Genomic DNA, 26,849 nt, shown 5'->3' on the forward strand with positions numbered 1-26,849 from the left:
CGCCCGGAGATCCGGGCGTGCCCCTCTCGTCATGTGCGGCCGGCCGCGTCAGTTGTGGCCGAAACGCTTCTCACGGCCCTTGTGGGGGACGTCGGACGGCGTGACGCGCTCCTGTATCTGCTCGGCCCTGGTCTCCGTCGAGGAGGACGAGGACTGCTCGTTGCCACGCTCGGCGGCCGAACGGTCCTGGTGCTTGCCGCGGTCACGATTCTTGTTCTTGGCCATGGTGCTGCCTCCTGAAGGATGTTGGGGCCAGGGCCGCGACCAGATTCACATACGCCGTGAACCACCGCATTTTGGATCATTGCTGAGCGTAACGGGCAGAAGTTGCGGTGTCCGTAGGGGTAGCCGAAAGGGATACGCCACGCCGATGATCCAGTTCCGGCCGTTAAGCCAGTTGCGGTCGGGCAGACTCGAAGGAAACCCGTAGTAACTTCCGATCCCGACGTTCCCGAAAGAGGGTGGAACACGTGGACCGCTGCGTCGTCCTGGTGGACGCCGGTTACCTGCTGGGCGCCGCCGCGAGCCTCCTCGCCGGAGAACCGGCCCGCTCCCGCATCACCGTCGACCACGCCGCCCTCATCCAGGGTCTGCGCGAGCGCGCCGAGGCCGATACGGAGCAGCCGCTGCTCCGTATCTACTGGTTCGACGGCGCCCCCGACCGCGTACCGCAGCCCGAACACCGGCGACTGCGCGTCATGTCACGTGTCACCGTCCGGCTGGGCGCCCTGACCCGCAGCGACGGCCGGTGGGCGCAGAAGGGCGTCGACGCGGCGATGCACGCCGAGCTGACGGAGTTGGCCAGAAATCGCGCCTGCTCCGACGTGGTCCTGGTGACCGGTGACGGTGATCTGCTGCCCGGCCTGATGTCCGCCAAGGAACACGGTGTCGCCGTGCACCTCTGGGCGGTGCAGGCGGCGGACGGCGACTACAACCAGTCCGAGGACCTGGTGGCCGAGGCGGACGAACGCCGGGTGCTCGACCGGGCCTGGATCACCAAGGCCGTCCGCGCCAAGGACTTCGGCGGCGTCTGCGCCCCGCCGCCCGTGCCCCGCCCCGAGATCGCGGCCATCCTCTCCGCGCCCCTGCCCGAGTCGGCGCTCGCCGCGTCCGCCGAACGGGCGGCGGAGGCACAGGCCACGTCCGCCCGCAACGGCACGGCGCCGCCGACGACGGAACGCGCGCCGGGCCACGCGCCGGGGCACGACCCCGAGACCGCGCATCCGGCACCCCCCGGCGGCAAGGGCGTCCCCACCCCCAAGGACCTGGCCGCGCTGCGTACGCCGGGACCGCATCCCGCGCCGCCCCCGCCGGCGAACGCGACGCTGCGCTGGTCGTCCGACCGGGGCTGGGTCGAGCGCCCGGGGGCCGGAGGCCAGCTCGGGGAGTCGCCCGAGACCGCGTCGCTGCCCACGCTCGCGCAGCTCACCAGCGCCGAGCAGCGCTGGGCCGACCGCGAGGAGGACATCACGACGGTCGGCGGCGACCCGTTCGAGGTGGGACAGGTGTTCGCGCGCCGGTGGATGGAGCGGCTGCCGGAGGCCGGCCATGTGCAGAAGCTGTCCACGATGTACCCGCGGATCCCGCACCGTATCGACGGCGAAGTGCTGAGATACGCGGCGCGCTTCGGGCTGCTGGCGCACAAGGACGACCAGATCGACGAGCACGACCGGTACGCGATCAGAGCGGGTTTCTGGCGCGAGATCGACGTACGGGCGGCGGCGGAGCACCCGCCCACGAAGACGGAGCACCCGCCGACGAAGACCGAGCACCCGCCCGTCAGGACGGAACACCCGCCCACCAAGGCCGACGGAGCGGCGGACTAGACCCTGTCCGCGGGCACCCGACGGACCGGCCCCGAGGGCCACCGGGCGCCCCCGGACGTCTTCGGGGCGGCCGGACCCCGTAGGCTCGACCCTTGTGAGTACGGTGTGCGCGGTACGGGAGCTGGTCAAGACGTACCCCGCCGCGCGCGGCAGGCGTGGGGCCCCGGCGACACCCGAGGTGCGCGCCACCGACGGCATCTCCCTGGACGTGCGGCGCGGCGAGATCTTCGGACTGCTCGGCCCCAACGGCGCCGGCAAGTCCACCCTCGTACGCCAGCTCACCGGACTCATGCGGCCCGACTCCGGCAGCGTCGACGTTCTCGGACACGACCTCGTCCGCCACCCCGAACGCGCCTCCCGCCTCATCGGCTATCTCGGCCAGGAGTCCACCGCACTCGACGAGTTGACCGTCGGGCTCGCCGCCGAGACCACGGGCCGGCTGCGCGGGCTCAGCCTGGCTGAGGCGCGCGCCGAGCGCGATGCCGTGCTCGCCGAACTCGGACTCACCGAACTCGCCGGCCGCCCCCTGAAGAAGCTCTCCGGCGGCCAGCGGCGGATGGCCTGCTTCGCCGCCACGCTGGTGGGGGAGCGGCCCGTGCTCGTCCTGGACGAGCCCACCACCGGCATGGACCCGGTCGCCAGGCGCGCCGTCTGGGCGGCGGTCGACCGCCGCCGGTCCGAGCGCGGCGCGACCGTGCTGCTCGTCACCCACAACGTCATCGAGGCCGAGACGGTGCTCGACCGGGTCGCCGTGCTCGACCGGGGCAAGGTCATCGCCTGTGACACCCCCTCCGGACTCAAGGAACAGGTCGCCGGCGAGGTACGGCTCGAACTCGTCTGGCGCGAGCGCGCCCCGCTCGACGTCCCCGAGGTCGCCGCGCTGCGCGGATCCGCGCAGGAGTCGGGCCGCCGCTGGGTGCTGCGGCTCGCCCCCGACGAGGCACGCGCGGCCGTCGCGGCGGTGACCGGTGGCGCCGCCTTCGCGGCGCTGGACGACTTCACGCTGGCGACGCCGAGCCTGGAGGACGTCTATCTGGCGCTCGGCGGCCAGGTGCCGGGGCTGGTGAAGGCGTGAGGGACGGCCACGGGGTGAGCGGCGGCGTGCGGGCCGAGGGCTTCGGATCCACGGCTCCGAGGCCCGGCCCGGTCGCCACCGGGGGCCGCGCCGTTGTCCGGGCGACGGACGTGGACGGGCCCTCCCGTACGGGGCGTTCGGCGCCTTCCGGCCGTATGACACGCTGGTCCCGGTCGGCGCCGTACCCGACGTGCCGCGCCCGCACCCGTCCGTCCGCACCGAACAGGAGCAGCGCCAGGTGAGCATCGTGCCCGCGGAGGCCGTCGCCGGGAAGAGCCGGACAGCCCCGGACACCCGTGCCGCAACCGACGGAGCCGACGGGGCGCCGGCGCCACTGGCTCCCCGCGCGCGTCTGCTGCCCTCGATGGCCGCCGTGTACCGCGCGCAGCTCTCGCGGGCCCGCGTCGCCCGTATCCCACTTCTCTTCGTCGCGACCTTCCAGTCCGTCGGGATCATGATCCTGATGCGCGGTGTCGTCGACGGCGGCGCCGAGGCGCGGGCCGTGGTGGCCGGGTCGAGCGTCCTCGTCGTCGCCTTCGTGGCGCTCAATCTGCTCGCCCAGTACTTCGGGCAGCTGCGGGCGACCGGCGGCCTCGACCACTACGCGACGCTGCCCGTGCCGCCCGCCGCCGTGGTGCTGGGCGCGGCCGGCGCGTACGCCTCGTTCACCGTGCCCGGCACCGCCGTGACGGCTGTCACGGGCAGCCTGCTCTTCGATCTGCCGCTCACCCATCTCTGGGTGCTGGTCGCCGTCATCCCGCTCTCCGGCGCCGCGCTCGCCGGTCTCGGCGCGGCGCTGGGCCTCCTCGCGCCCCGCCAGGAGCTGGCCACACTGCTCGGGCAGCTCGGTATGTCCGCCGCGCTGCTGCTCGGTGTGCTGCCCGCCGACCGGCTGCCGGGGCCGATCACGTACGCCCGCGATCTGCTGCCGTCCACGTACGGCGTGGAGGCCCTGGCCCGCAGCTTCGACCGGCATCCCGACTGGCCCACCGTGGCGCTCGATCTGGCGGTCTGCGCGGCCGTCGGCGTCGTGTCGCTGGCGGTGGCGACCTGGGCGTACAGGCGTGCGGCGGTCCGATGAGGCACGGCCGGGCCATGCCTGGCACGATGGCGGGGTGACAGCACCCCTGACGCCGCCCCACCAGCCGCCGAACGACGATCCCTGGCAGAAGCCGCAGGGCGCGGGAGCCCACGCCTACGTCGCCGAGGCGGCGGACGAGCCCGACACGAGGACCGAGCTGAAGCAGGCCGCCGTCGTGACGCTCGCCGTGGCCGTCTCCGGTGTCCTGTTCGGTTTTCTCTGGCTCTGGCTGTCGCCCCGGGTGCCGCTGATCGCCGGTGAGTCGGCCGTCTTCCTGAAGGACACGGAGGGCGAGGAGGCGATCGGCGCGGACGGCACGTTCGTGCTGCTGGCCCTGGGATTCGGCGTGGTCAGTGCCGCCCTGGTCTTCTTGTTCCGCCGGCGCGGCGGCATCCCGCTGGTCGTGGGACTGGCGCTCGGCGGGCTGCTCGCGTCGGGACTGGCCTGGCTGATCGGCTGGGGGCTGGGCCCGGACGACGTGGTGACGCAGGCGCGCGCGGCGGGGCAGGGCGCGACGTTCGACGCCCCGCTGGAGCTGAACGCGCGCGGCGCGCTGCTCGCCTGGCCGGTGGCGGCGATGGTCGTACACCTGGCGCTGACGGCCCTGTTCGGTCCGCGCGACCCGGATCCGGAGTGGGTGCCGTTCGGCGCGCCGTACCTCCCCGGCGGCCCCGAGGACGAGCCGGGCGCGGGGCGCCAGGACGTGTCTTCGAAGTAGCGCCGTCCGCCCGCGGGGCCCGGACCGAACGCGTCGCGCGCGCGGGCTGTCAGGCCCTCGCGATCCGCGCCGACGTCGCCGACGTCAGGGAGATCAGGGCCGACGGGGACAGCTCCACCTCCAGGCCGCGGCGGCCCGCCGAGACGCAGACCGTCGCGTGGGCCTGCGCCGAGGAGTCGACCACCGTACGGAGCCGCTTGCGCTGGCCCAGGGGCGAGATGCCGCCGCGTACATAGCCCGTGGTGCGCTCCGCCGCCGCCGGGTCCGCCATCGCCGCCCGCTTGCCGCCCACCGCGGCGGCCAGCGCCTTCAGGTCCAGCGAGCCGGAGACCGGGACGACCGCCACGGTCAGTTCGCCGTCGACGTCGGCGACCAGCGTCTTGAACACCCGGTCCGCCGGCACCCCCAGCGCCTCCGCGGCCTCCTCGCCGTACGAGGGCGCCGCCGGGTCGTGCTCGTACGCGTGCAGCGTGAACTCGGCCTTCGCCGCCGTCAGCGCGACCGTCGCCGGGGTGCCGCCCGCGGCCTTCTTCGCCTGCTTCCTCGCCTGCTTCATCGCCAAGGGGCCCGTTCCTCGCGTGGGTCGAACAGCCGGAAAGAACAGATCAGTTGGGGCTCGTCGGGGCCCGGGTGAGGTCCACGGCCGGCAGCGACGGCAGATGCCGGATCACCGCGGTCTCGGCCCTCAGGAGCTTCAGCTCCTCCCGCAGCCGTGTCACGGTGTCCGGCGCCTGGAGCAGCCGCTGCTTCGCCGGGGTGTCCAGCACGGCCGCAGCGGCCACCAGGTACGAGACCACGGACGGTTCGTCGGGCAGCTCGTTGCCGGTCGACAGCGACCGTTCACGCGCGCCCGCCAGCCGTTTCTGGTAGCTGCGGAACGCCCGCAGCACGCCTTCGGCGAGCGCTCCCGCGCCCTCGCCCGAGTCCTCCGCGATGTCCTCGACCTCGGCGGTCAGATAGGACCCGCCGGTGTCGACGGAGAGGAGCCGCACCCGGCTGGTGCCGGTGGCCAGGACCTCGAAGCTGCCGTCCGGGCGTTCGCGGATGGTGGTCGCGTCGGCGACGCAGCCCACCTGGTGGAAGGACTTGAGCGGCTCGGCGCCGAAGCCGGCCGCGGGCCCGCGTTCCGGTACGGAGGTGGGATCGGGCATGCCCGAGGCCGTCGGCGCGACCTCGTGCCCGTCGCGGATGGCGACCACGACGAAGCGTCGCGGTTCGGACTCGTCGGTCTTGAGCAGCTCGCGCATCATGGCGCGATACCGCTCCTCGAAGATGTTCAGGGGCATGACGAGGCCCGGGAACAACACCGCGTTCAGCGGGAAGAGAGGGAGATGTGCGGTGGTCACAACGCTCAAGCGTAATGGCCGCGGGGACGCCCTCTGTCTGTCCGGTTCCACAAGGGCATCCCGGAGGCCACCTGGAGGCGTACGCCGTCGCGTGTCTCCAGGAACTGACCCAGCGGATCGTCGGTCAGCGACGTCCACGGAAACGACGTCGCGTACGGGCCGATCAGCCGGAACTGCTCCAGTGCCGCGTCCCACCGGTGCCGTCCGACCAGCACGTACGCCAGCAGATTGCGTACCTCCGCCGGCCAGGGGTCGCCCACCGCGTACAGGGAGGAGAGCCGGATCGCCTCGTCGCAGGCCGCGTCGATCCGGTCCGTCGTCACGGATGCGGGATCGCCGCCCACCAGCCGGCTGAAGGCGGCCCGCATCGGAAGCGCCTTCACGAGCGAGCCCGGCAGCGCGTCCTCGGCGGCCTGCTCGGCGAAGTCGAAGCACTCCTCGTGCGAGCCGTGCCACTGGGCGGAGAGGTACTGCAGCGCCGCGACATGGCACCCGTAGTGGTGCGAGGAGCGGCGCACCGCCTCGCCCCACAGCGTCTCGAACGCCTCGTGGCCCGCGTGCGTGCCGCGCGCGTGGTCCAGGGCGATCCGCCACGGCACCGGGTCGCGCGGGTCCCCCTCGGCCGCCGAGCCGATCAGCGGGCCCAGCTCGCGCAGCAGCTCGACGCGGGCCGGGGACTCCCAGGCCCTGCGCACCCCCAGCTCGGCCTTGACGACCAGCGCGTCCGGGTCGTGCGGGGCGGCGGCGAGCCAGTGGCCCAGCCATTCGTCTCGGTTGTGGGCGAAGGCGGCGAGCCGCATCACATAGCGGTCGCGGTTCTCCCACTCGGCTGATTCGCGCGTGGTCGCCAGCAGCTTCGCCGCCTGCTCGTACTCGCCGAGGGCGGCCGAGACGAGCGCCGGGGCGAGCCGGTCGTCGGGGGCGTCGAGCAGTACCGCATCGTCCGGCGGAAGCCCGTCGGCGAGCCGCGGGGTGTGCCGGAGCATGCGCGCGGTACTGATCAGTGCGCGAATCAATGACATGGTGCGGACCATTGAAAACCGCAGGTCGCAGGGGCGCCAGAGGGCATATGTGAAGTTTTGGTGGTGGGTGAAAGGTTGTCTTCCGGGGGGTCAAGGGACGGCAAAGAAAGATGGTCGGACGCTGTGTCAGCCGCGGCGCAGGAGACGTGTGGCACCTGCTGCGACAGTTGTGGCGAGGATCCAGCCGAGCAGGACCATCGCGGCCGACAGCCACTGCCAGCCGCCCTCCGTCCGCCAGTGCCCGTCCTGGCCGAGATTGATCACCGGCACCAGCAGATCCAGCACATACAGGGCCGGATTCCACGCCGGGTGCTCCTCGCCCTTCAGCGGCTCCGGCGCGTTCCGCGCGAAGGCGAACGTGCCCGCCGCCCACAGCATCGCCATCCACAGCGCGGCCCGGCCCGGCCGGTAGCCGTACGCCACCGTCCAGTCCTGGATGTACCCCCAGGTCTTCGCCGCCAGCGGCAGCGTCTCGCGCCGTCTGCGCTGCTTGGCCAGCAGCACCTCCCGCGCGTCGGCGTCCTCGCCGCTGTTGCGCATCACCTGCGCGAGGCGTTCGTACGGCTCCGGCGAGTACTCCGGGGTCGCCGAGTCCAGCCACTCCAGCCGCCGGTCCAGCGGGAAATGGCCGGACGGCACCACGTTCTCGTAGGCGAAACCGCCCATCGCCAGACCACCGGGGCCCGGCCAGCTCGTGGACAGGTCCATCAGCGTCGTGATCTTCGCGCCGTTCAGCACGACCCGGCCCTCCAGCGGGCGCTCGCACTGGAAGCGCAGCTCGGTCGCGGTGATCCGGCGCAGCGACAGCTCCTCGCCGGCCGCCATCAGGAAACGCGCCTGGTGGAAGTCGATCGAGTCGCCGACCCGCCCGTCGTCCAGGCGGACCCCGCCGTAGCACTCGAAGCGCCGGATCTCGGTGCCCGGCGGCAGCGTCGCGGTACTGCCCGTGCCGCCGGTGCTCCCGGTGTAGACCGTGCCGTACGGCGGCGTGGAGTTGGCGTGGCCCGTCGCGCTGCTCACGACGGCGCCCGTCATGTAGAGCGAGCGCTCCACCGTCAGCTGCGGCGCGTTGAGCGCGCGGCGCTGGCCCGCCGCGCGCAGCCGGCTGCCGCGCAGCATCAGCGAGCCCCCGACCGTCGAACCGCGCAGGCTGAACTCGCCGTGCGTCTCCATCTGTTCGGCCTGGAGATCCTGCCCCACCGACATCCCGTCGGCGGCTATCGACCGGCTGTTGCTGTCGGGACGGACGGATATCTGGCTGATCAGCAGGTCCGTGCCGATGTGCGCGTCGGTCAGCCGGATACCGCGCGCGACCTGGCAGCGCGGCAGATGCAGATCGCCCTCCGTGCGCAGCCGGGCGGCCTCCAGGCGCGGGATCACACAGCCCACCAGCCGCAGGGTGGTGAAGTGGCACTCCGGCAGCACCACTTCCCGCTCGAAGCGGCAGAAGGTCAGCTCCACATACGGCTCGACATTGCCGCCCGCGAGATCCAGCGACCCGCTGATGTACGCCCCGCGCAGCTTGAGGGCGGCGACCCGGCCGGGACGCGCCGAGGGGCCGCTGAGCAGCAGCAGCGCGACCACCCGGGCGCGCACACTGCGGTGCTCGCCCCAGGGGCCGGCCGCGGCCGGATCGTTGAGCAGTGGACTCGGCACGCTCAGGTCGTAGGTGCTGCCGTTCCGGAAGGCCTGCCACATGCCGAGTTCTGTGGCGGAGAGCCAGTCCGGAGCTTCGTCGTCCTGCGGCTCGGACACTGCCGCGCCTCGCTTCCCCGTTCGCCGTGCCTGTCGCTGTGCGTGGTCGTCGTGTGCCTGTCGTCGTGTGACGCCCGGGCAGTCGTCGCCGGGCGGGGCTCCTGTTGTGAAGTCGTACGAATGTTCTTCCCTCTGAGTGACCGAATGAACGCCGATCGTCAACGTTAGTAGCCGTGAGTGACATTCAGGGCTCATATCAGCCAGTGATACGGGCGACCGGCGGCGATATCCGGTCTGCGAGAATTGACCGCGTGATCTCACGAATCGATCTGCGCGGCGACGCCCTCCCCGAGGGCGGCGCACTGCGCGGCCTGCTGCCCCGTGCCGAGTTCGACGTGGCTGCCGCCCTGGAGAAGGTGCGGCCCATCTGCGAGGACGTGCGCCATCGCGGCACGGCGGCGCTGATCGACTACGCGGCGAAGTTCGACGGCGTCACGCTGGACCGGGTACGGGTCCCCGTCGAAGCGCTCGGCGAGGCCCTGGCGGCCCTGGATCCCGCCGTACGGGCCGCGCTGGAGGAGTCGATCCGCCGGGCCCGTATCGTCCACCGCGCCCAGCGCCGCTCCGAGCACACCACCCAGGTCGTGCCCGGCGGCACGGTGACCGAGAAGTGGGTGCCGGTCGGCCGCGTCGGCCTCTACGCGCCCGGCGGCCGGGCCGTGTACCCGTCGTCCGTGATCATGAACGTGGTCCCGGCGCAGGAGGCGGGCGTCGGCTCGATCGCGCTCGCCTCACCTCCGCAGGTGGAGTTCGACGGTCTGCCGCACCCCACGATCCTCGCCGCCTGCGCGCTGCTCGGCGTCGACGAGGTGTACGCGGTCGGCGGCGCCCAGGCCGTCGCGATGTTCGCGTACGGCACGACCGGGCCCGACGGCTGCCTGCCCGCCGACATGGTCACCGGCCCCGGCAACATCTGGGTCACCGCCGCCAAGCGCTACTTCGCCGGCCGTATCGGCATCGACACCGAGGCCGGCCCGACCGAGATCGCCGTCCTCGCGGACGCGACCGCCGATCCGGTGCACGTCGCCTCCGACCTGATCAGCCAGGCCGAGCACGACCCGCTGGCCGCCGCCGTCCTCGTCACCGACTCGGCCGAACTGGCCGACGCCGTCGAGAAGGAACTGGTCCCGCAGACCGCCGCCACCAAGCACGTCGAGGAGCGGATCACCCCCGCCCTGTCGGGCAAGCAGTCCGCGATCGTGCTGGTCGACGGCATCGAGGAGGGCCTGCGGGTGGTCGACGCGTACGGCGCCGAACACCTGGAGGTGCAGACCGCCGACGCCGCCGCCGTCGCCGCCCGGGTCCGCAACGCGGGCGCGATCTTCGTGGGGCCGTACGCGCCGGTCTCGCTCGGCGACTACTGCGCCGGCTCCAACCACGTCCTGCCGACCGGCGGTTGCGCCTGTCACTCCTCCGGGCTGTCCGTCCAGTCCTTCCTGCGCGGCATCCACATCGTGGACTACACCCGCGACGCGCTCGCCGACGTCGCGCACCACGTCGTGACCCTCGCCGAGGCCGAGGACCTGCCCGCGCACGGCGCCGCCGTCAAGGCACGTTTCGGCTGGAAACTGCCCCAGGCGCGGCAGTCCGCCGGGGAGGGCGCGTGACCGGCATCGACGACCTTCCCGTACGCGACGAACTGCGCGGCAAGTCCCCCTACGGTGCGCCCCAGTTGGACGTCCCCGTCCACCTCAACACCAACGAGAACCCGTACCCGCTGCCCGAACCGCTCGTCGAGCGGATCACCGAGCGGGTCCGCGAGGCCGCGCGCGGCCTCAACCGCTATCCCGACCGGGACGCGGTGGAACTGCGCACCGAACTGGCCGCCTATCTGCGCCGCACCGCCGGCGACCTCCCGCTGACCGCCGCCAACGTCTGGGCGGCCAACGGCTCCAACGAGGTCATCCAGCAGCTGCTCCAGACCTTCGGCGGCCCCGGCCGCACCGCGATCGGCTTCGAGCCCTCGTACTCCATGCACCACCTCATCGCGCGCGGCACCAGCACCGGCTGGGTGTCCGGCCCCCGCAACGAGGACTTCACCATCGACGTGGCCGCCGCCGAGCGGGCCGTCACGGAGCACCGCCCCCACGTCGTCTTCATCACCACCCCCAACAACCCCACCGGCAGCGCCGTCGACGCCGCGACCGTCCTGCGGCTGTACGACGCGGCGCAGGCCGCCCGGCCGTCGCTGGTCGTCGTGGACGAGGCGTACGTCGAGTTCAGCCACCACCCCACGCTGCTGCCGCTGCTCGCGGGCCGGCCGAACCTCGTCGTGTCCCGCACGATGTCCAAGGCGTTCGGCGCCGCCGGACTGCGCCTCGGCTATCTGGCCGCCGACCCCGCCGTGGTCGACGCGGTGCAGCTGGTACGCCTGCCGTACCACCTGTCCGCCGTCACCCAGGCCACCGCGCTCGCCGCGCTGGAGCACACCGATACGCTGCTCGGATATGTCGAACAGCTCAAGACCGAGCGGGACCGGCTGGTCACCGAACTGCGGGCGATGGGCTTCGACGTCACCGAGTCGGACGCCAACTTCGTCCAGTTCGGCCGCTTCGACGACGCGCACGAGGCGTGGCGGACGATCCTCGACCAGGGCGTCCTCGTACGCGACAACGGCGTCCCCGGCCGGCTGCGGGTCACGGCGGGCACCCCGTCCGAGAACGACGCGTTCCTCGACGCGGTACGTAAATTGACGAAGGAGCAGAGCGCATGAGCCGTATCGGCCGCGTGGAACGAACGACCAAGGAGACCTCGGTCGTCGTCGAGCTGGACCTCGACGGCACGGGCAAGGTCGAGGTGTCGACGGGCGTCGGCTTCTACGACCACATGCTTGACCAGCTCGGCAGGCACGGCCTGTTCGACCTGACGGTCAAGACCGAGGGCGATCTGCACATCGACTCGCACCACACCATCGAGGACACCGCCCTCGCCCTCGGCGCCGCCTTCAAGCAGGCGCTCGGCGACAAGGTCGGCATCTACCGCTTCGGCAACTGCACCGTCCCGCTGGACGAATCGCTCGCCCAGGTCACCGTGGACCTCTCCGGCCGCCCGTACCTGGTGCACACCGAGCCGGAGACGATGGCGCCGATGATCGGCGGCTACGACACGACGATGACCCGGCACATCCTGGAGTCGTTCGTCGCCCAGGCGCAGATCGCGCTGCACGTGCACGTCCCGTACGGGCGCAACGCGCACCACATCGTCGAGTGCCAGTTCAAGGCCCTCGCCCGCGCGCTGCGGTACGCGAGCGAACGCGACCCTCGCGCCGTCGGCATCCTCCCGTCCACGAAGGGCGCGCTCTAACCCCATGACCGGTCTCAACACCATCCTCATCGTCCTCCCGTCCACGAAGGGCGCCCTCTAACCCCATGACCGGCCTCAACACCATCCTCATCGTCCTCGGCCTGTTCCTGGCCGGCGGCGTCTACTCCTTCGCGAAACAGAAGCAGCCCACGGGCGTCATCGTCCTGCTCGGCATCTGCTCCGCCCTCTGCCTCGTCGCCGGCATCCTCCGTATCCAAGGACTCTGGGAATGACCAAGAACGTCGTCGTCCTCGACTACGGCTTCGGCAACGTCCGCTCCGCCGAGCGCGCCGTCGCCCGCGCCGGGGCCGAGGTCGAGATCACCCGTGACTTCGACAAGGCCATGAACGCCGACGGGCTGATCGTGCCCGGCGTCGGCGCCTTCTCCGCCTGCATGGAAGGGCTCCGCTCGGCGCGCGGCGACTGGATCGTTGGCCGCCGACTGGCGGGCGGACGCCCCGTACTGGGCATCTGCGTCGGTATGCAGATCCTCTTCGAGCGCGGCATCGAGCACGGCGTGGAGACCGAGGGTCTCGACGAATGGCCGGGCACGGTGGGGCCGCTCACCGCCCCGACCGTCCCCCACATGGGCTGGAACACCGTCGAGGCCCCGGCGGACAGCCTGCTCTTCGCCGGGCTCGACGCCGGTGAGCGCTACTACTTCGTGCACTCGTACGCCGTTCACGACTGGTCCCTCGAAGTCACCAACCCCAAGATCCGCGCCCCGAAGGTCACCTGGTCCCGGCACGGCGAGCCGTTCGTGGCCGCCGTGGAGAACGGTGCACTGTGGGCCACGCAGTTCCACCCCGAGAAGTCCGGCGACGCCGGAGCCCAGCTGCTGTCCAACTGGATCGGAACCTTCTGATGTCCGGCACACCCCCCTCGTCCTCCGTGACGAGCCTCGAACTCCTTCCCGCCGTCGACGTACGCGACGGCCGGGCCGTACGGCTCGTCCACGGCGAATCGGGATCCGAGACCTCCTACGGCTCACCGCTGGAAGCCGCACTCGCCTGGCAGCGGGCGGGCGCCGAGTGGCTGCATCTCGTGGACCTCGACGCGGCGTTCGGCACCGGCGACAACAGGGACCTCGTCGCCGGCATCACCGGCGTCATGGACATCAAGGTCGAGCTGTCCGGCGGCATCCGCGACGACGCCTCGCTCGCCGCCGCCCTCGCCACCGGCTGCACCCGCGTCAACCTCGGTACGGCGGCGCTGGAGACCCCCGAGTGGGCGGCCAAGGCCATCGCCGAGCACGGCGACAGGATCGCGATCGGCCTCGACGTACGCGGTACGACACTGCGCGGGCGCGGCTGGACCAGCGAGGGCGGCGACCTCTGGGAGACGCTGGCACGCCTCGACAAGGAGGGCTGCGCGCGGTACGTCGTCACCGACATCGCCAAGGACGGCACGCTCCAGGGGCCCAATCTGGAGCTGCTGAAGAGTGTGTGCGCGGCCACCGACCGGCCGGTCGTCGCCTCCGGCGGCGTCTCCTCGCTCGCCGACCTGCGCGCGATCGCCGCGCTGGTGCCCGAGGGCGTCGAGGGCGCGATCATCGGCAAGGCCCTGTACGCGAAGGCGTTCACCCTGGAAGAGGCGCTCGTGGAGGTGTCCCGATGAGCGACGCGCCGAAGCACACGTACGAGTCGGACGGCGTACGCCGCATCGCCTCGGACGGTCTTTGGGAGGACGCCTACGGCTACTCCCGCGCCGTCCAACTGCCCACCGGCGTCGTCCTCGTCTCCGGCTGCACCTCGGTGGTCGACGGGCGGATCGCCGAGGGCGGCCCGTACGAGCAGGCCGTCACCGCCTTCGGCGTCGGCGTCAAGGCGCTGAACGACCTCGGCCTCGGCGCCGAACACGTCGTACGCACTCGGATGTACGTGACGCACGCCGGGGACGCGGACGACGTCGGGCGCGCCCACAAGGAGGTGTTCGGCGCCGTACGGCCCGCGGCCACGATGGTCGTCGTCGCCGGCCTCATCGACCCGAGCCTGGTCGTCGAGATCGAACTGGAAGCCTTCCGCGCGCCCTCCGGAGGCCCGGCATGAGCCTCGCCGTCCGAGTCATCCCCTGCCTGGACGTGGACAACGGCCGGGTCGTCAAGGGCGTCAACTTCCAGAATCTGCGCGACGCCGGTGACCCCGTCGAGATGGCCAGGCTGTACGACGCCGAGGGCGCCGACGAGTTGACCTTCCTCGACATCACCGCCTCGTCGGGGGACCGCGAGACGACGTACGACGTGGTGCGCCGCACCGCCGAGCAGGTCTTCATCCCGCTCACGGTCGGCGGCGGTGTCCGTACCCCCGAGGACGTCGACAAGCTGCTGCGGGCGGGCGCCGACAAGGTCGGCGTCAACACGGCCGCCATCGAACGCCCCGACCTCATCCGGGAGATCGCCGAGCGCTTCGGCCGCCAGGTGCTCGTCCTGTCGGTCGACGCGCGGCGTACGCCCGAGGGCACCTTCGAGGTCACCACGCACGGCGGGCGCCGGGGCACCGGCATCGACGCCGTGGAGTGGGCGCACCGCGCGGCCGAACTGGGCGCCGGGGAGATCCTGCTCAACTCGATGGACGCGGACGGCACCAAGGACGGCTACGACACGGAGATGATCGCGGCCGTGCGCCGGCACGTCACCGTCCCCGTCATCGCCTCGGGCGGCGCCGGCAGCCTCGCGCACTTCCCGCCGGCCGTCGAGGCGGGCGCGGACGCCGTACTCGCCGCTTCCGTCTTCCACTTCGGCGATCTGCGGATCTCCCAGGTGAAGAAGGCGCTGCGGGAGGCCGGGCACCCGGTGCGCTGAGCCGTTCCCGTACCCACGTCCACTGCCCCGGAACGGACCGTTCCGGGGCAGTGCGCGTCAACACCGGCGAACTCGCCGATGCGCGAAGGGGGTTGGCGGCGGGAATGTGGTCTCCGTCAGCCAGTACGGCGGCCGCCATCCGGCGGGGGCGTGGCCCAGGACGACGGGCCCGGTCCTCGTACGAGGGTGGAGGCCGCCCCCACCGAGAGGACCCCCCTCGTGCAGCAACTCTCCACCGGCGACAGCTCGGCGGGCCGCAGCCGCGCACCTTCCCGTTCCCGCTCCCGCGCCCGTGTCTGGAGCGTCGCCGTGACCGCCGGCGCCGCGACCGCCGCCCTGTTCGGCGGGCTCGTCCCCGGAGCCCAGGCGGCCCCCGCCGCCCCCGAGGCAGCCGCGGCCAACCCCTACGAGCGCGGCCCCGCCCCGACCAACTCCAGCGTCGAGGCGGCACGCGGCTCCTACGCCGTCTCGCAGACCAGCGTCTCCTCACTCGGCGTCAGCGGCTTCGGCGGCGGCACCATCTACTACCCGACGTCCACGGCGGACGGCACGTTCGGCGCGGTGGCCGTCGCCCCCGGCTTCACCGCCACCCAGTCCAGCATGGCCTGGCTCGGTCCCAGACTCGCCTCGCAGGGCTTCGTCGTCTTCACCATCGACACACTCACCACCCTCGACCAGCCGGCCAGCCGGGGCAGTCAACTCCTCGCCGCACTCGACTACTTGACACAGCGAAGCACGGTCCGCACCCGCATCGACGCCGCGCGGCTCGGCGTCATGGGCCACTCGATGGGCGGCGGAGGCACGCTGGAGGCCGCCAAGAGCCGTACGTCGCTGAAGGCGGCGATCCCGCTGACCGGCTGGAACACCGACAAGTCCTGGCCCGAGCTGCGGACACCCACCCTGGTCGTCGGGGCCGACGGCGACACGATCGCCCCCGTCGCCACGCACTCGGAACCGTTCTACGAGTCACTGCCCGGCTCGCTCGACAAGGCGTATCTGGAACTCAACGGCGCCAGCCACCTCACGCCCAACTCGTCCAACACCACGATCGGCAAGTACAGCCTCTCGTGGCTGAAGCGGTTCATCGACGACGACACCCGCTACGAGCAGTTCCTGTGCCCGCTGCCCCGGCCCAGCCTCACCATCGAGGAGTACCGGGGGAGCTGCCCGCTCGGCTGACCCCGTCGTCGTTCCGGTACGCCGGCCCAGGACCTGTCTTCAAAGTAGCGCCGTCCGCCCGCAGGCCAGGCGGGACTTTGAAGACAGGGCCCAGTCCCGTACGTGATCGCGGCCCCCGCACTGTGCCTGTGCACAGTGCGGGGGCCCGCCCGCTGGGTCGCCGCCCAGCACCGGCCGACCCGTGCGGCGGCCGTGGACGCGAGCCTTCCGGGCTTGGTTACGCGGCAGTAACGTGCCGGACGTGACCCCATCGACGACCGTTCGCAGTCCGCTCCGGCTGTACGGCCGCAGCGGTGAACTCACCATCCTGGAAACGCTGCTGACCCGGCTGAGGACCGGCCGCGGCGGCACCCTCGTCCTGACCGGCGCGCCCGGACTCGGCCGCACCGCGCTCCTGCGCCACACCCTCGACACCCTGGGCGAGAACGGCCCGGTCCTGCTGCACGCCACCGCCGCCCCCGCCGAACGCCTGCTGCCCTACAGCGGATTGCACACCCTCCTCTGCTCGGCGCCGGGACCGCCGCCCCCGCCCGCCACCGGCACCTCGCGCCCCGACACCGCCCCCACCGCGCTGCTCGACCTCCTGACGACCCTCGCCGCACCGCGCCCCCTGCTGGTCTGCGTCGACGACGCGCACGCCTGGGACGCCGCGTCGAGAGCCGCGCTCGCCTTCGCCGTCCGCCGGCTGACCCCCGCCCGCAAGGTCGCCGTACTGCTCACCGCCGCCGAACAGCACGCCGGAGAACGGGACTTCACCGCGCTGCCCGCGCTCCGCCTCGGCCCCCTCGACCGGACCGCGACCCGCGCCCTGCTCGACCGGCTGACCGACGGCCGGGCCGATCCCGGCGTACGCGAGGAACTGCTGCGCGAGGCCGCCGGCAACCCCCGGCTGCTCACCGCGCTCACCGGCCGGCTGACCGAGGACCAACTGGCGGGCCGGGGCGCGCTGCCCCAGCCGCTGAGCGGCGGCGAGAGCCTGCTCGACGCCTACGCCGCGCACATCGACGGGCTGCCCGACGACACCCGGCTGCTCCTGCTGTTCGCGGCGGCCGCCGAGGAACACGAACCCGAGGGCACCGGCGCGGACACCACCGTCCTGCTGCGCGCCGGACAGCTCGCCGGGGTCGACCCCGGTCGGCTGAGCCCGGCCGAGACGCTGGGCGCGGTACGGATCGACGGCGACCGCGTCCACTTCACGCAGCCACTGCTGCGCCGGGCTCTGCTGCGCCGCGCCCCCCTCGCCCGCCGCCGGGCCGTGCACCGCCTCCTGGCCACGGTGCTCGACGGACCGCACCGGACGCTGCCCAGACTCCTCCAGCGCGCCTGCGCGGCCACCGGACACGACCCGGCGCTCGCCGAGGCCCTGGCCCGCGCGGCGGGACCGCCCCGCCCGCACGCCGACCGCGCCGCCGCTCTCACCCGGTCCGCCGTCCTGTCCACCGACGAGGCCCTGCGCGGCGAGCGGTTCGCCGCCGCCGCCGAGCACGCCTGGCTCGCCGGTGATCCGGGCCGCGCCCGCGCGCTGCTGACCCGGGTGCGCGCCGACCCCGCGCCCGGCCGCGCCCACTACGTACGCGGCCTGATCGCCCTGCGCGACGGGCCCGTCGCCGACGCCGGGGCGGCCCTGCTCACCGCCGCCGAACTGCTCGCGCCGCACGACACGGCGCGCGCCGTCGGCGCCCTGCTCGGCGCGGCCGAGGCCGCCTGGCTCACCGGCGACGTGCCCGGCTATCTCCACGCCATGGACCGGATCGCACCGCACCCCGAACGCCGGCCGCGCGAACCCGCCCTCGGTACGGCGGCGGATCCGCCGCCGGATCCGGCGCTCGACCGCTTCCGCGCGGGCGTCTGCGCCGTACTCCGCGGCCGTACGGACGAGGGGCACGCGCTGCTGCGCGGCTGCCTCGACACGGACGACCGCACCGGCGACCCCGCGGCCCTGCTGCGCTCGGGCATCGCCGCCCTCGTCCTCGGCGAGGTCGACGCCGCCTGCCGGGCCGGCGCGCGGGCACTGGCCGCCGTACGTGCCCATGGCCCCGAGGCGCTGCTCCCGCAGGCCCTGGAGCACCTGGCGTACGGCGAACTGCGGGCCGGCCGCCACGCGTCGGCCCGCGTCCACGCGTACGAGGGGCTGCGCGCCGCCGACCGGCTGGGGCAGTGCAACGCCGCCGCCGCGCTGCGCGCCGTACTCGCCCTGGCGGCCTCCGTGGAAGGCGACGCCGCCGCCTGCGCGGAGCACGCGGCGTCGGCCGCGGCCGACGCCGGGCCGCACGGTCTCGGGCAGGCCGCCACGCTCGCCACCTGGGCGGTGGCCCGCGCGGATCTGGCCGCCGGCCGGCACACCCGGGCGGCCGCGCGGCTCGCCCCGCTGGTGCTCACGGGGCCCAGGCGCGGCCACTTCGCGGCCCGGATGCTCGCCGTGCCGTGCTTCGTGGAGGCCGCGGTCCTGGCGGGCCGGGGGGAGGAGGCGCGCGCCCTGGTCGAGGAGTTCACGGAGTGGACGGCGTGGACCGCCGACCCGCAGGCCCCGGCCCAACTGGCCCGCATCCAGGCGCTGCTGGCCCCTCCGGGGGAAGCGGCCGCCCGTTACGAGGAGGCGCTCGCCCACCACGCCCGGTCGGGCGGCGACTTCGAACGCGCCCGTACGGAGCTGCTGTACGGCCAGTGGCTGCGGCGGCGGCGCAGGACCCGCGAGGCCCGCGACCCGCTGCGGGACGCGCTCGTCGCGTTCGAGCGGTGCGGCGCCCGGGTCTGGGCCGAGCGGGCGGGCGGTGAACTGCGGGCCGCCGGCGAGTCGGTGGCCGGTGCGGGGCCGGTGGACCTGCTGACCGCCCAACAGCGGCGCGTGGCCCGGTGCGTGGCGGAGGGCGCGACCAACCGGGAGGTGGCGGTGCGGCTTTCGGTGAGCCCGCGAACGGTCGACCACCATCTGCGCAATGTCTTCGCGGTGTTGGGGGTGCGTTCACGGACGGAACTGGCGCGTTTGCTGGACCGTGATGAGGAGAATGCGGCGAACCCCTAGGTACCGACCGGGCGGTATGTCATTCTGCGGGCGTCAGGAAGATCCGGCGCGGGGTCGGCCGCACTCCGCCGCGCCGGAGCGAACCGACTCCCGGTGGAGGCCGCCATGCCGCATGTCATCCGCTCGCGGGTCCGGGCGCCGCACGCGTCTCCCGGCACGGCGCCGAGCACGGCTCCGGTCGTGACCTCCGGAGCGTCGAGCGTCACGTCCACCGTCACGTCCTCCGTTTCGTCCCGGCGCCCCCGCTCACTCGTGGACGCCGAGGCCGTCGCCGTACTGCACCGGGCCGCACAGGCGCTCATGGACGACCTCCCCGGGCTGACGCACCGGCTGGTCGCCGCGCTGCGTGAGAAGGAACCGGCCTACCGGGCGGCGATCGAGGCCGACGCCGCCGAGATCTGGCAGGAGGCCAACCGCTCGCTGCGGCTCAGCGTCGAATCCCTGATCCGGCCCCGGGAATCACGCGAGGCCGCCTGCCGGCTGTCGTGGCGGATCGGCGAGTGCCGGGCCGAACGGGGCCTGCCGCTCGACGCGTTGCTGCACGCCTTCCGGCTCGGCGGCGCGCTGGTGTGGCAGGGCCTCGTGGACGAGACCACCCGGCGCCGCCCCGAGGACATCCGGCTGCTCGTCCATGTCGCCGCCGACGTCTGGAGCTTCGTGGACGAGCACTGCGGCCTCGTCGCCGACGCGTACCGGGCCACGGAGCGCCGGCTCGCCTGGCGCCGCGAGAACCGGCAGCGGCTGACGGTCGCGGCCCTCCTCGACGGCACCGCGCGCATCGCCGACATCCACGACGCCGCGGCGATGCTGGAGCTGCCCGAGGAAGGGCGTTACGTCGTGGTGTGCGCGTCCGCGACCGCGCCCGTGTCCGCACTCGCGCCCGTGTCCGTGTCCGGCGCGGGCGTCGCGGCGCCGGTGGTGGGACTGCCGCCGGGGACGCGCGCGCTGCGGCACATGTCGCGGGACATCGAGCACACGGTCGTCCTGCTGGCGAACGAGCCCGGGTACGAGGGCGCTCGCCGCCCGGACCATGAACTGGCCGCCCTCGCGGCCGAGTTGACGGCGCCTCCCGGTGTGCGCGTCGGGATCGGCTCCGCCGTCACCGGGCTCGCCGCCCTCGGCGAGGCGCGCGGTCTCGCCGAGACCGCGCTGCGCGCCTGCCCGCGCGACGGCGGCGTCGTGCTGCTCGACGAGCATCTGCCCGCCGCGCTGGTCGTCTCCTCGTCCCGGCTGGGCGCCGCCCTCGCCGAACGGGTGCTCGGTCCGCTGGACCGGCTCGACCCGGCCGACCGCGAGCTGCTGGTGGACACGCTCAGGGCCTGGCTGGAGGCGGACGGCTCCGCGCAGCGCGCCGGGGCCCGGCTCTACTGCCACCGCAACACCGTCCTCAACCGGCTGCGCCGCTTCGAGCAGCTGACCGGCCGCTCACTGGCGCGGCCCGCCGACATGGTCGAGATCTCCCTCGCGCTCGCGGCCGGGCGACTGCTCGACATCTGACAGCCCCTGGCTCCGGGCACGTGCCTGCCATCGCCAAGTCCGCAGGATTTATTGCGCAACCAATATTGCGCAACTTTCCTTGTGTATCTACGCTGGTGGGTATGGCAGCCAACGACCCCCGCAGAATCGACGACCTGGCGACGCTGAAGGCGTTCGGCCATCCCTTGCGGATGCGGCTCTACCGCGCGCTCTTCGTCTCCCGTACGGCCACCGCGTCACAGCTCGCCGAGCAGGTCGACGAGGCCGTCTCGCTCGTCAGCTACCACCTGCGCAAGCTCGCCGACCACGGCCTGATCGAGGAGGCACCGCAGCAGGGCAAGGACGGGCGGGAACGCTGGTGGCGGACGGCGTCCGAGGGGCTGAGCTTCCGGGACGAGGACTTCCGCGACGCACCCGAGAAGGTCGCCACGCACGCCGCCATCGGCCGGTTGTCGTTCGAGCAGCGCTCGGACCTCTACCGGAGCTACCTCGACGCCCAGTCGGCCTGGGCGCCGGAGTGGCGCAGCGCCGCCTTCAGCAGCGAGTTCCTCGGCCCGTTCACGCACGAGGAACTGGCCGGGCTGAGCCGGGAGATGCACGAGCTGATCAAGCGGCACACGGACGCCGCGCGGGCCGAACAGGCCGCCGGCGACACCGAAGGACGCGAGAACGTCGCGCTGCACATCTACGGATTCCCGTTCCGCCAGTAGCCCGCCCGCACCCCCGCATCCCTGCACCTCCACACCTCCACACCTCCACTCCGGAAGGAGCCCACGCCATGCACACCGACGTACACCTCCGGCTGCACGACCTGCGCGCCGCCGAACTCCGTACGGAGGCGGACCGGTTCCGGCTGTCCCGCGCGGGGGCACGCACCCCCGGTCACCTGCGCCGCCTGCTGGGCTGGTTCCTGGTCGACCTGGGCCTGCGCCTCGTACACCGCCCGCGGGTACGCCACGCCCGTATCGCCTGACGGAAGGTCCACGCCGCTCATGACCGTGCTCCCGACCGCCACCGCCACCGCCGCCACCGCCGTCACTGTGACGCCGGCGCCCGGGCGGCCCGCCCACCGCGACGCGAACGTCCTGCGCTGGCTCGCCGCGTACACCATGTCGATGGTCGGCGACAGCGTGTACTACATGGCGCTGGCCTGGGCCGCCGCCCGTTCCGGCAGCCCCACCCAGGCCGGCCTCGTGCTGGCCGTCGGCGCCGTGCCACGGGCCCTGCTGATGCTCGGCGGGGGAGTCCTCGCCGACCGGTGGGGCCCGCGCCGTGTCGTCATCGGCAGCGACGCCGCGCGCTGCCTGGTGATCCTGGCCGTCGCCGCCGTCCTGGTCCTCGCCGCGCCCGGCCTCTGGCTGCTGATCGCGGTGGCTCTGGTCTTCGGCGTCGTGGACGCCCTGTTCCTGCCCGCGGTCGGCGCCCTGCCGCCACGGATCACCGGCCCCGGCCAGCTCGCCAGGGTCCAGGGACTGCGCGGTCTCGCGGCGCGGGTCGCCAATGTGACCGGGGCGCCGCTCGGCGGGCTCCTGGTCGCGCTCGGCGGCTCGGCGGCGGCGTTCGCCACGGCGGGCGCGCTCTTCGCGGTGTCGCTGGTGCTGCTCATCGCCGTACGGATGACACCCCTGCCCCAGCCCCAACGACGGCCGCACGACAACGCGGCATCAGTAGAAGGCGGCGCGGAAGGCACCCCGGAACCCACCGCGAGCCCCGGCGTCCGGCGCGAACTCACCGACGGGCTGCGCTACATCCGCCGCCACCGCGTCCTGGGCCCGCTGATGCTCGTCATCGCCCTCAGCGAGCTGGGCTTCGTCGGCCCGCTCAACATCGGCCTCGTCCTGCTCGCCCAGGACCGGGGCTGGGGCGCCGGTGGCATGGGCTGGATCGTGGGCGCCTTCGGCGTCGGCGCCGGGGCCGCCTCCCTGCTCCTGGCGGTGCGCGGGCGCCTCCCGCGCGCGGGACTCGTCCTGTGTCTGTCCGTCGTCGCCGGAGCCCTCGCGATCGGCGCCATACCCTTCGTACCCACCGTCGGCCTCGCCGCCGTGGCGGGCCTCTTCGTCGGGCTGCTGGCCGGGCTCGGCGGCGGACTGTGCGGGGCGCTGACCCAGACGGTCACCGAGCCCGGCTACCTCGGCCGGGTGACCTCCGTGTCCACCCTCTTCACCCTCGGCATCGCGCCGCTCAGCTACCCGGTGACCGGCGCCGCCGTCGGACTCCGGGGCACCGGCCCGGTCTTCGTCGTCAGCGCCGTGGTCTGCGCGGCGGGCGGCGCGCTGGGCCTGGCGTTCGCCCGGCTCCGCCGCGCCGAACTGCCCGGCGGCTGAACAGACCGGCCGGCGGGCCCGCTACATCCCGAGCTTCGCCCGCTGGACCCTGTCGACCGCTTCCTTGTCGCCTTCCACGTCCACCCGTGCCGCGTCCTGCCGCCCGAAGACGAAGAGCAGCAGCTCGCTCGGCTCCCCGGTCACCGTCACCACCGGAGAGCCCTTGTGCGCCACCGCGGTCTGACCGTCCGGACGCCGCAGCACCAGACCCACCGGCGACTTGCGGCCCATCATCCGGGCGCCCTTCTCCAGCCGCGCCCACAGCGCGTTCGAGAAGACCTTGTCCAGTTCGCGGGGCGTCCAGTCGGGCTGTGCCCGCCGTACGTCCTCCGCGTGGATGTAGTACTCCACGGTGTTCGCGGCCTCGTCGAACTGCTTGATCCCGAAGGGCGACATACGCGGCGGCCCGGTACGGATGAGCTGGATCAGCTCCTCGTACGGCTTCGCCACATACTCGCCCTGCACCCGCTCCAGCCGGTTCCTGAGCGGGCCGATGAGCTGTCCGCCCGCCGCGTCCGGGCGGCGCTCGCGCACCACCACGTGCGCCGCGAGATCCCGGGCGGTCCAGCCGTCGCACAAGGTCGGGGCGTCGGGTCCCGACGACTCCAACAGGTCGGCGAGCAGAAGTCGTTCACGCTTTGCATGGGTCGACATACCTGCCAGCGTACGACCGCCGCGCGCCGTCCGCCCAGTGGACGTCCGGGGCCCGGGGCGGGACGGTCGCGGCACAATGGACCCCATGACCAGCGCGACCGAGGGCTCAGGCCCCACCAGTGGCCTCGACCCCGCCATCGCCGCCCGGCTCAAGCGCGGCACCGACGGGCTGATTCCGGCCGTCGTCCAGCAGTACGACACCGGCGAGGTGCTGATGCTCGGCTGGATGGACGACGAGGCCCTGCACCGCACCCTCACCACCGGCCGCGGCACCTACTGGTCCCGCAGCCGCCGTGAGTACTGGGTCAAGGGCGACACCTCCGGCCACGTACAGCACGTCAGGTCCGTCGCGCTCGACTGCGACGCCGACACGGTCCTGCTCAAGGTCGACCAGGTGGGCGCCGCCTGTCACACCGGTGACCGGACCTGCTTCGACGCCGACGTGATCCTGCCGCCGACGTCCGGGACCGGCCCCGCGGCCGACTAGGCTCCGCTGCCATGGATCTCGACACCTTCCGCAAGCTGGCGGTCGACCGCCGTGTCATCCCGGTCGGCCGCAGGCTTCTCGCGGACGGCGACACCCCGGTCGGTCTCTACCGCAAACTCGCCGCCGAACGCCCGGGGACCTTCCTCCTCGAATCCGCCGAGAACGGCCGCTCCTGGTCGCGCTACTCCTTCATCGGGGTACGGTCCGCCGCCACCCTCACCGAGCGCGACGGGCACACCCACTGGCTCGGCACCCCGCCCGTCGGCGTCCCCGTCGACGGCGACCCGCTGACCGCCCTGCGCGCCACGGTGGAGGCCCTGCACACCCCGCACGACCGCGAGGGCGACCTGCCGCCCTTCACCGGCGGCATGGTCGGCTATCTCGGCTTCGACGTCGTCCGCCGGCTGGAGAAGAAGATCGGCGACCACGCGCGCGACGATCTCCACCTGCCCGAGCTGACGATGCTGCTCACCTCCGACCTGGCCGTCCTGGACCACCGCTCGGGCACCGTCCTGCTCATCGCCAACGCGATCAACCACAACGACCTCGACACGGGCGTCGACGAGGCGTACGCGGACGCCGTCGCCCGGCTCGACGCCATGGAACGCGACCTGACCCGCCCCGTGGACAGCGTGCCCACCGCGCTGCCGCCGTCCGAACTGCCGCCGTACACCGCGCTGTGGGGCGGCGTGGCCTTCCAGGAGGCCGTCGAGGACATCAAGGAGCGCATCAGGGCGGGCGAGGCGTTCCAGGTCGTCCCCTCGCAACGCTTCGAGACCCCCTGCGAGGCGAGCGCGCTCGACGTCTACCGGGTGCTGCGCGCCACGAACCCGAGCCCGTACATGTATCTCTTCCGCTTCGACGGCTTCGACGTCGTCGGCTCCAGCCCCGAGGCCCTGGTCAAGGTCGAGGACGGGCACGCGATGGTCCACCCCATCGCCGGTACCCGCCCGCGCGGCGCCACCCCGCACGACGACCAGGCCCTCGCCGACGAACTGCTCGCCGACCCCAAGGAGCGCGCCGAGCATCTGATGCTGGTCGACCTCGGCCGCAACGACCTGGGACGGGTCTGCGAACCCGGCACCGTCGAGGTCGTCGACTTCATGTCCGTCGAGCGCTACTCGCACGTCATGCACATCGTCTCGACCGTCACCGGCCGCGTCGCCGAAGGACGTACCGCCTTCGACGTCCTGACCGCCTGCTTCCCCGCCGGCACACTCTCCGGCGCCCCGAAGCCGCGCGCCCTCCAGATCATCGACGAACTGGAGCCCTCGCGGCGGGGTCTGTACGGAGGCTGCGTCGGGTATCTCGACTTCGCCGGCGACTCCGACACCGCCATCGCCATCCGTACGGCCCTGCTCCGGGACGGCACCGCGTACGTCCAGGCGGGCGCGGGCGTCGTCGCCGACTCCGACCCCGTCGCCGAGGACACCGAGTGCCGCAACAAGGCGGCCGCGGTACTGCGCGCCGTGCACACCGCGAACCGGCTGTCCACCTCCTGAGGAGGCAGCCCGGGGGAGGCCCGTCCGAGGTGGCCGGGGCCGGTAGGGGATAGTGGGACGGGTGACAGCCGTACCCATTCCCCAGCCCCGCTCCGAGACCGCGGCGGACGCCACGAGAAGGCGGGCCGGCCGAAGTCTCGGCGTCGCCCTTCTCCTCGGCGCGGCCGGCTCCGCCGTGGTGCTGATCGCCTCCGGCCAGACCTGGGCCGAGGGCAGCGCCGTGGTGGCGGGCGGCAGCGTGTCGCTCGACGCCGGAGGCCGTGACGTCACCGGCGTCCCCGCCGCGCTCGCCGTCGTCGGCCTCGCCGCCCTCGTCGCCGTCTTCGCCGTCCGTACGGCCGGCCGGCTGCTGGTCTCCGCGCTGCTCGCCCTCAGCGGCGCGGGCGCGACCGCCGCCGCCCTCGTCGGCGCGACCGACAGCGCCGCGCTCGACGACAAGGCCGCGCGTACGACGGGCGACACCGCCGCGACCATCGGCGCCCTCACCCACACCGCCTGGCCCTACGTGACGGCCGTCGGCGGCCTGCTGATCCTGCTCGCCGGGCTGCTGGCCCTGCGGTACGGATCACACTGGCCGACCATGTCGGGCCGCTACGAGCGCGACGGCACCCCGCGCGCCGCCCGCGTCCGCAGGCCGACCGCCCGGCGCGCCGGAGCCACCGGGCCCGCCGTGGATCCCGACCGCCCCGAGGACCTCTGGAAGGCCCTGGACCGGGGCGAGGATCCGACGAGTTAGCCCGCCGGCCGCGGTCGTGACCCCGTGGAGGGGAACGCCGACCGGTGCGGGACAATGAACGGTGAGCGTCCGGCTCACCCGGCGCGCGATGCCGGCGCCACAGCAGCAGATCAGCGAACGAGGAGCGAATCATGGCGGGCAGCAACCACGGACACACCCCGGCCGCCTGGACCGGTGCCACCATCATTGTCATCGGCTTCTGCATCGCGGGCGTCTTCGTGGTCGCGGCCGACCCCCTCGGTGTCGTCGCCGGCCTGGCGGTCATCCCCCTCGGTGCCGTCGTCGGCCTGGCCATGAGGGCCGCGGGTCTCGGCGTGGTCAAGGAGTCCGAGGCGGCGAAGGAGGCCCGTGCGGAGGCCGTGCGTGCGTCCCTGGACCGCGCGGAGCGCGAGGCCCGCGAGCGTGGCGAGGGCCACCCCACCGGACAGCCCCAGGTCCAGGCGGAGCCCCAGCCGGCGAGCCAGACCGCGTAACCGGCCCGTCTGACCGGATCCTCGCGACACCGCCCGCCGGCGGCCCGCGGACCCGGTCCCGCACCGTGAC

The 26,849-nt window shown here is 73.3% G+C and carries 27 protein-coding genes and 1 pseudogene; 22 read left to right on the forward strand and 6 right to left on the reverse strand.

Going from position 1 to position 26,849, the window contains the following annotated elements:
* Positions 1–48 precede the first annotated feature (48 nt).
* The gene (locus ACFUN8_RS28085) at positions 49–225 is read right to left on the reverse strand and encodes a hypothetical protein (protein WP_383643271.1); all 177 of its coding nucleotides are present in this window, start codon (positions 223–225) and stop codon (positions 49–51) included.
* Positions 226–461: 236 nt separating this feature from the next.
* On the opposite strand from ACFUN8_RS28085, the gene ACFUN8_RS28090 reads away from it, so the two are divergent.
* The 4 genes from ACFUN8_RS28090 (at position 462) to ACFUN8_RS28105 (ending at position 4,700) form a co-directional block, all read left to right on the forward strand.
* The gene (locus ACFUN8_RS28090; RefSeq protein WP_383643273.1) at positions 462–1,826 is read left to right on the forward strand and encodes an NYN domain-containing protein; all 1,365 of its coding nucleotides are present in this window, start codon (positions 462–464) and stop codon (positions 1,824–1,826) included.
* Between the two features lie 103 nt (positions 1,827–1,929).
* Complete coding sequence (locus ACFUN8_RS28095) at positions 1,930–2,901, forward strand: ABC transporter ATP-binding protein (protein WP_383643337.1); 972 nt, start codon at positions 1,930–1,932, stop codon at positions 2,899–2,901.
* A gap of 238 nt (positions 2,902–3,139) precedes the next feature.
* The gene (locus ACFUN8_RS28100; protein ID WP_382568522.1) at positions 3,140–3,982 is read left to right on the forward strand and encodes an ABC transporter permease; all 843 of its coding nucleotides are present in this window, start codon (positions 3,140–3,142) and stop codon (positions 3,980–3,982) included.
* Positions 3,983–4,016: 34 nt separating this feature from the next.
* The gene (locus tag ACFUN8_RS28105) at positions 4,017–4,700 is read left to right on the forward strand and encodes an ABC transporter permease (protein ID WP_383643277.1); all 684 of its coding nucleotides are present in this window, start codon (positions 4,017–4,019) and stop codon (positions 4,698–4,700) included.
* Positions 4,701–4,749: 49 nt separating this feature from the next.
* Here ACFUN8_RS28105 and ybaK read toward each other — a convergent pair whose 3' ends face one another.
* The 4 genes from ybaK to ACFUN8_RS28125 form a co-directional block, all read right to left on the reverse strand.
* Positions 4,750–5,256 (reverse strand): Cys-tRNA(Pro) deacylase, encoded by a 507-nt coding sequence (ybaK, locus tag ACFUN8_RS28110; RefSeq protein ID WP_383643279.1) that lies wholly within the window; start codon positions 5,254–5,256, stop codon positions 4,750–4,752.
* A 49-nt stretch (positions 5,257–5,305) separates the two neighbouring features.
* Positions 5,306–6,046, reverse strand: a complete 741-nt coding sequence (locus ACFUN8_RS28115) for an LON peptidase substrate-binding domain-containing protein (RefSeq protein WP_383643282.1) — start codon at positions 6,044–6,046, stop codon at positions 5,306–5,308.
* Between the two features lie 5 nt (positions 6,047–6,051).
* On the reverse strand, positions 6,052–7,080 hold the full coding sequence (locus tag ACFUN8_RS28120; RefSeq protein ID WP_383643285.1) for a hypothetical protein: 1,029 nt from the start codon (positions 7,078–7,080) through the stop codon (positions 6,052–6,054).
* Between the two features lie 114 nt (positions 7,081–7,194).
* Positions 7,195–8,823 (reverse strand): oxidoreductase, encoded by a 1,629-nt coding sequence (locus ACFUN8_RS28125; RefSeq protein ID WP_383643288.1) that lies wholly within the window; start codon positions 8,821–8,823, stop codon positions 7,195–7,197.
* 251 nt (positions 8,824–9,074) lie between these two features.
* On the opposite strand from ACFUN8_RS28125, the gene hisD reads away from it, so the two are divergent.
* The 14 genes from hisD to ACFUN8_RS28195 all read left to right on the forward strand — a co-directional run bounded on the left by hisD (position 9,075) and on the right by ACFUN8_RS28195 (position 22,927).
* Positions 9,075–10,430 carry a histidinol dehydrogenase gene (hisD, locus tag ACFUN8_RS28130; protein WP_383643291.1) on the forward strand — a complete coding sequence of 452 codons (1,356 nt, stop codon included), beginning with the start codon at positions 9,075–9,077 and terminating at the stop codon, positions 10,428–10,430.
* Complete coding sequence (locus ACFUN8_RS28135; protein WP_383643294.1) at positions 10,427–11,536, forward strand: histidinol-phosphate transaminase; 1,110 nt, start codon at positions 10,427–10,429, stop codon at positions 11,534–11,536. The genes hisD and ACFUN8_RS28135 overlap by 4 nt, the downstream gene beginning before the upstream one ends.
* Complete coding sequence (gene hisB, locus ACFUN8_RS28140; protein WP_383643297.1) at positions 11,533–12,126, forward strand: imidazoleglycerol-phosphate dehydratase HisB; 594 nt, start codon at positions 11,533–11,535, stop codon at positions 12,124–12,126. Before ACFUN8_RS28135 ends, hisB begins: the two co-directional genes overlap by 4 nt.
* A gap of 65 nt (positions 12,127–12,191) precedes the next feature.
* Entirely contained in the window at positions 12,192–12,359 is a 168-nt protein-coding gene (locus ACFUN8_RS28145) for a hypothetical protein (RefSeq protein WP_023542407.1), read from the forward strand.
* Positions 12,356–12,991 carry an imidazole glycerol phosphate synthase subunit HisH gene (gene hisH, locus ACFUN8_RS28150; protein WP_383643300.1) on the forward strand — a complete coding sequence of 212 codons (636 nt, stop codon included), beginning with the start codon at positions 12,356–12,358 and terminating at the stop codon, positions 12,989–12,991. Before ACFUN8_RS28145 ends, hisH begins: the two co-directional genes overlap by 4 nt.
* Positions 12,992–13,017: 26 nt before the next feature.
* On the forward strand, positions 13,018–13,743 hold the full coding sequence (gene priA / locus ACFUN8_RS28155; RefSeq protein ID WP_383643340.1) for a bifunctional 1-(5-phosphoribosyl)-5-((5-phosphoribosylamino)methylideneamino)imidazole-4-carboxamide isomerase/phosphoribosylanthranilate isomerase PriA: 726 nt from the start codon (positions 13,018–13,020) through the stop codon (positions 13,741–13,743).
* Positions 13,740–14,174: a RidA family protein gene (locus ACFUN8_RS28160; protein WP_383643303.1), complete on the forward strand. Its 435-nt coding sequence runs from the start codon at positions 13,740–13,742 to the stop codon at positions 14,172–14,174. The genes priA and ACFUN8_RS28160 overlap by 4 nt, the downstream gene beginning before the upstream one ends.
* Positions 14,171–14,926 carry an imidazole glycerol phosphate synthase subunit HisF gene (hisF, locus tag ACFUN8_RS28165; RefSeq protein ID WP_382568545.1) on the forward strand — a complete coding sequence of 252 codons (756 nt, stop codon included), beginning with the start codon at positions 14,171–14,173 and terminating at the stop codon, positions 14,924–14,926. The genes ACFUN8_RS28160 and hisF overlap by 4 nt, the downstream gene beginning before the upstream one ends.
* 219 nt (positions 14,927–15,145) lie before the next feature.
* Entirely contained in the window at positions 15,146–16,105 is a 960-nt protein-coding gene (locus ACFUN8_RS28170; RefSeq protein WP_383643307.1) for an alpha/beta hydrolase family protein, read from the forward strand.
* A 241-nt stretch (positions 16,106–16,346) separates the two neighbouring features.
* Entirely contained in the window at positions 16,347–19,127 is a 2,781-nt protein-coding gene (locus ACFUN8_RS28175; protein WP_383643310.1) for an AAA family ATPase, read from the forward strand.
* A gap of 105 nt (positions 19,128–19,232) precedes the next feature.
* Positions 19,233–20,624, forward strand: a complete 1,392-nt coding sequence (locus tag ACFUN8_RS28180; RefSeq protein ID WP_383643313.1) for a PucR family transcriptional regulator — start codon at positions 19,233–19,235, stop codon at positions 20,622–20,624.
* 101 nt (positions 20,625–20,725) lie between these two features.
* Entirely contained in the window at positions 20,726–21,313 is a 588-nt protein-coding gene (locus ACFUN8_RS28185; RefSeq protein WP_383643316.1) for an ArsR/SmtB family transcription factor, read from the forward strand.
* 68 nt (positions 21,314–21,381) lie between these two features.
* Positions 21,382–21,576: a hypothetical protein gene (locus ACFUN8_RS28190; protein WP_383643319.1), complete on the forward strand. Its 195-nt coding sequence runs from the start codon at positions 21,382–21,384 to the stop codon at positions 21,574–21,576.
* Between the two features lie 19 nt (positions 21,577–21,595).
* Positions 21,596–22,927, forward strand: coding sequence for an MFS transporter (locus ACFUN8_RS28195; RefSeq protein WP_383643322.1), 1,332 nt, complete (start codon positions 21,596–21,598; stop codon positions 22,925–22,927).
* A gap of 21 nt (positions 22,928–22,948) precedes the next feature.
* On the opposite strand, the gene ACFUN8_RS28200 is transcribed toward ACFUN8_RS28195, so the two are convergent.
* Complete coding sequence (locus tag ACFUN8_RS28200; RefSeq protein ID WP_383643325.1) at positions 22,949–23,581, reverse strand: TIGR03085 family metal-binding protein; 633 nt, start codon at positions 23,579–23,581, stop codon at positions 22,949–22,951.
* A gap of 85 nt (positions 23,582–23,666) precedes the next feature.
* Between ACFUN8_RS28200 and hisI the strand changes: the two genes are divergently transcribed.
* The 4 genes and pseudogenes from hisI to ACFUN8_RS28220 all read left to right on the forward strand — a co-directional run.
* The gene (hisI, locus tag ACFUN8_RS28205; RefSeq protein WP_383643328.1) at positions 23,667–24,068 is read left to right on the forward strand and encodes a phosphoribosyl-AMP cyclohydrolase; all 402 of its coding nucleotides are present in this window, start codon (positions 23,667–23,669) and stop codon (positions 24,066–24,068) included.
* 11 nt (positions 24,069–24,079) lie between these two features.
* Positions 24,080–25,570 (forward strand): anthranilate synthase component I, encoded by a 1,491-nt coding sequence (locus ACFUN8_RS28210; protein ID WP_383643331.1) that lies wholly within the window; start codon positions 24,080–24,082, stop codon positions 25,568–25,570.
* A gap of 52 nt (positions 25,571–25,622) precedes the next feature.
* Complete coding sequence (locus ACFUN8_RS28215; protein ID WP_383643334.1) at positions 25,623–26,306, forward strand: TIGR02234 family membrane protein; 684 nt, start codon at positions 25,623–25,625, stop codon at positions 26,304–26,306.
* Positions 26,307–26,437: 131 nt separating this feature from the next.
* Positions 26,438–26,677: pseudogene (locus tag ACFUN8_RS28220) on the forward strand (HGxxPAAW family protein); the annotation flags it as partial.
* Positions 26,678–26,849 lie beyond the last annotated feature (172 nt).

The organism is Streptomyces sp. NPDC057307 (assembly GCF_042667665.1).
GTDB lineage: Bacteria > Actinomycetota > Actinomycetes > Streptomycetales > Streptomycetaceae > Streptomyces.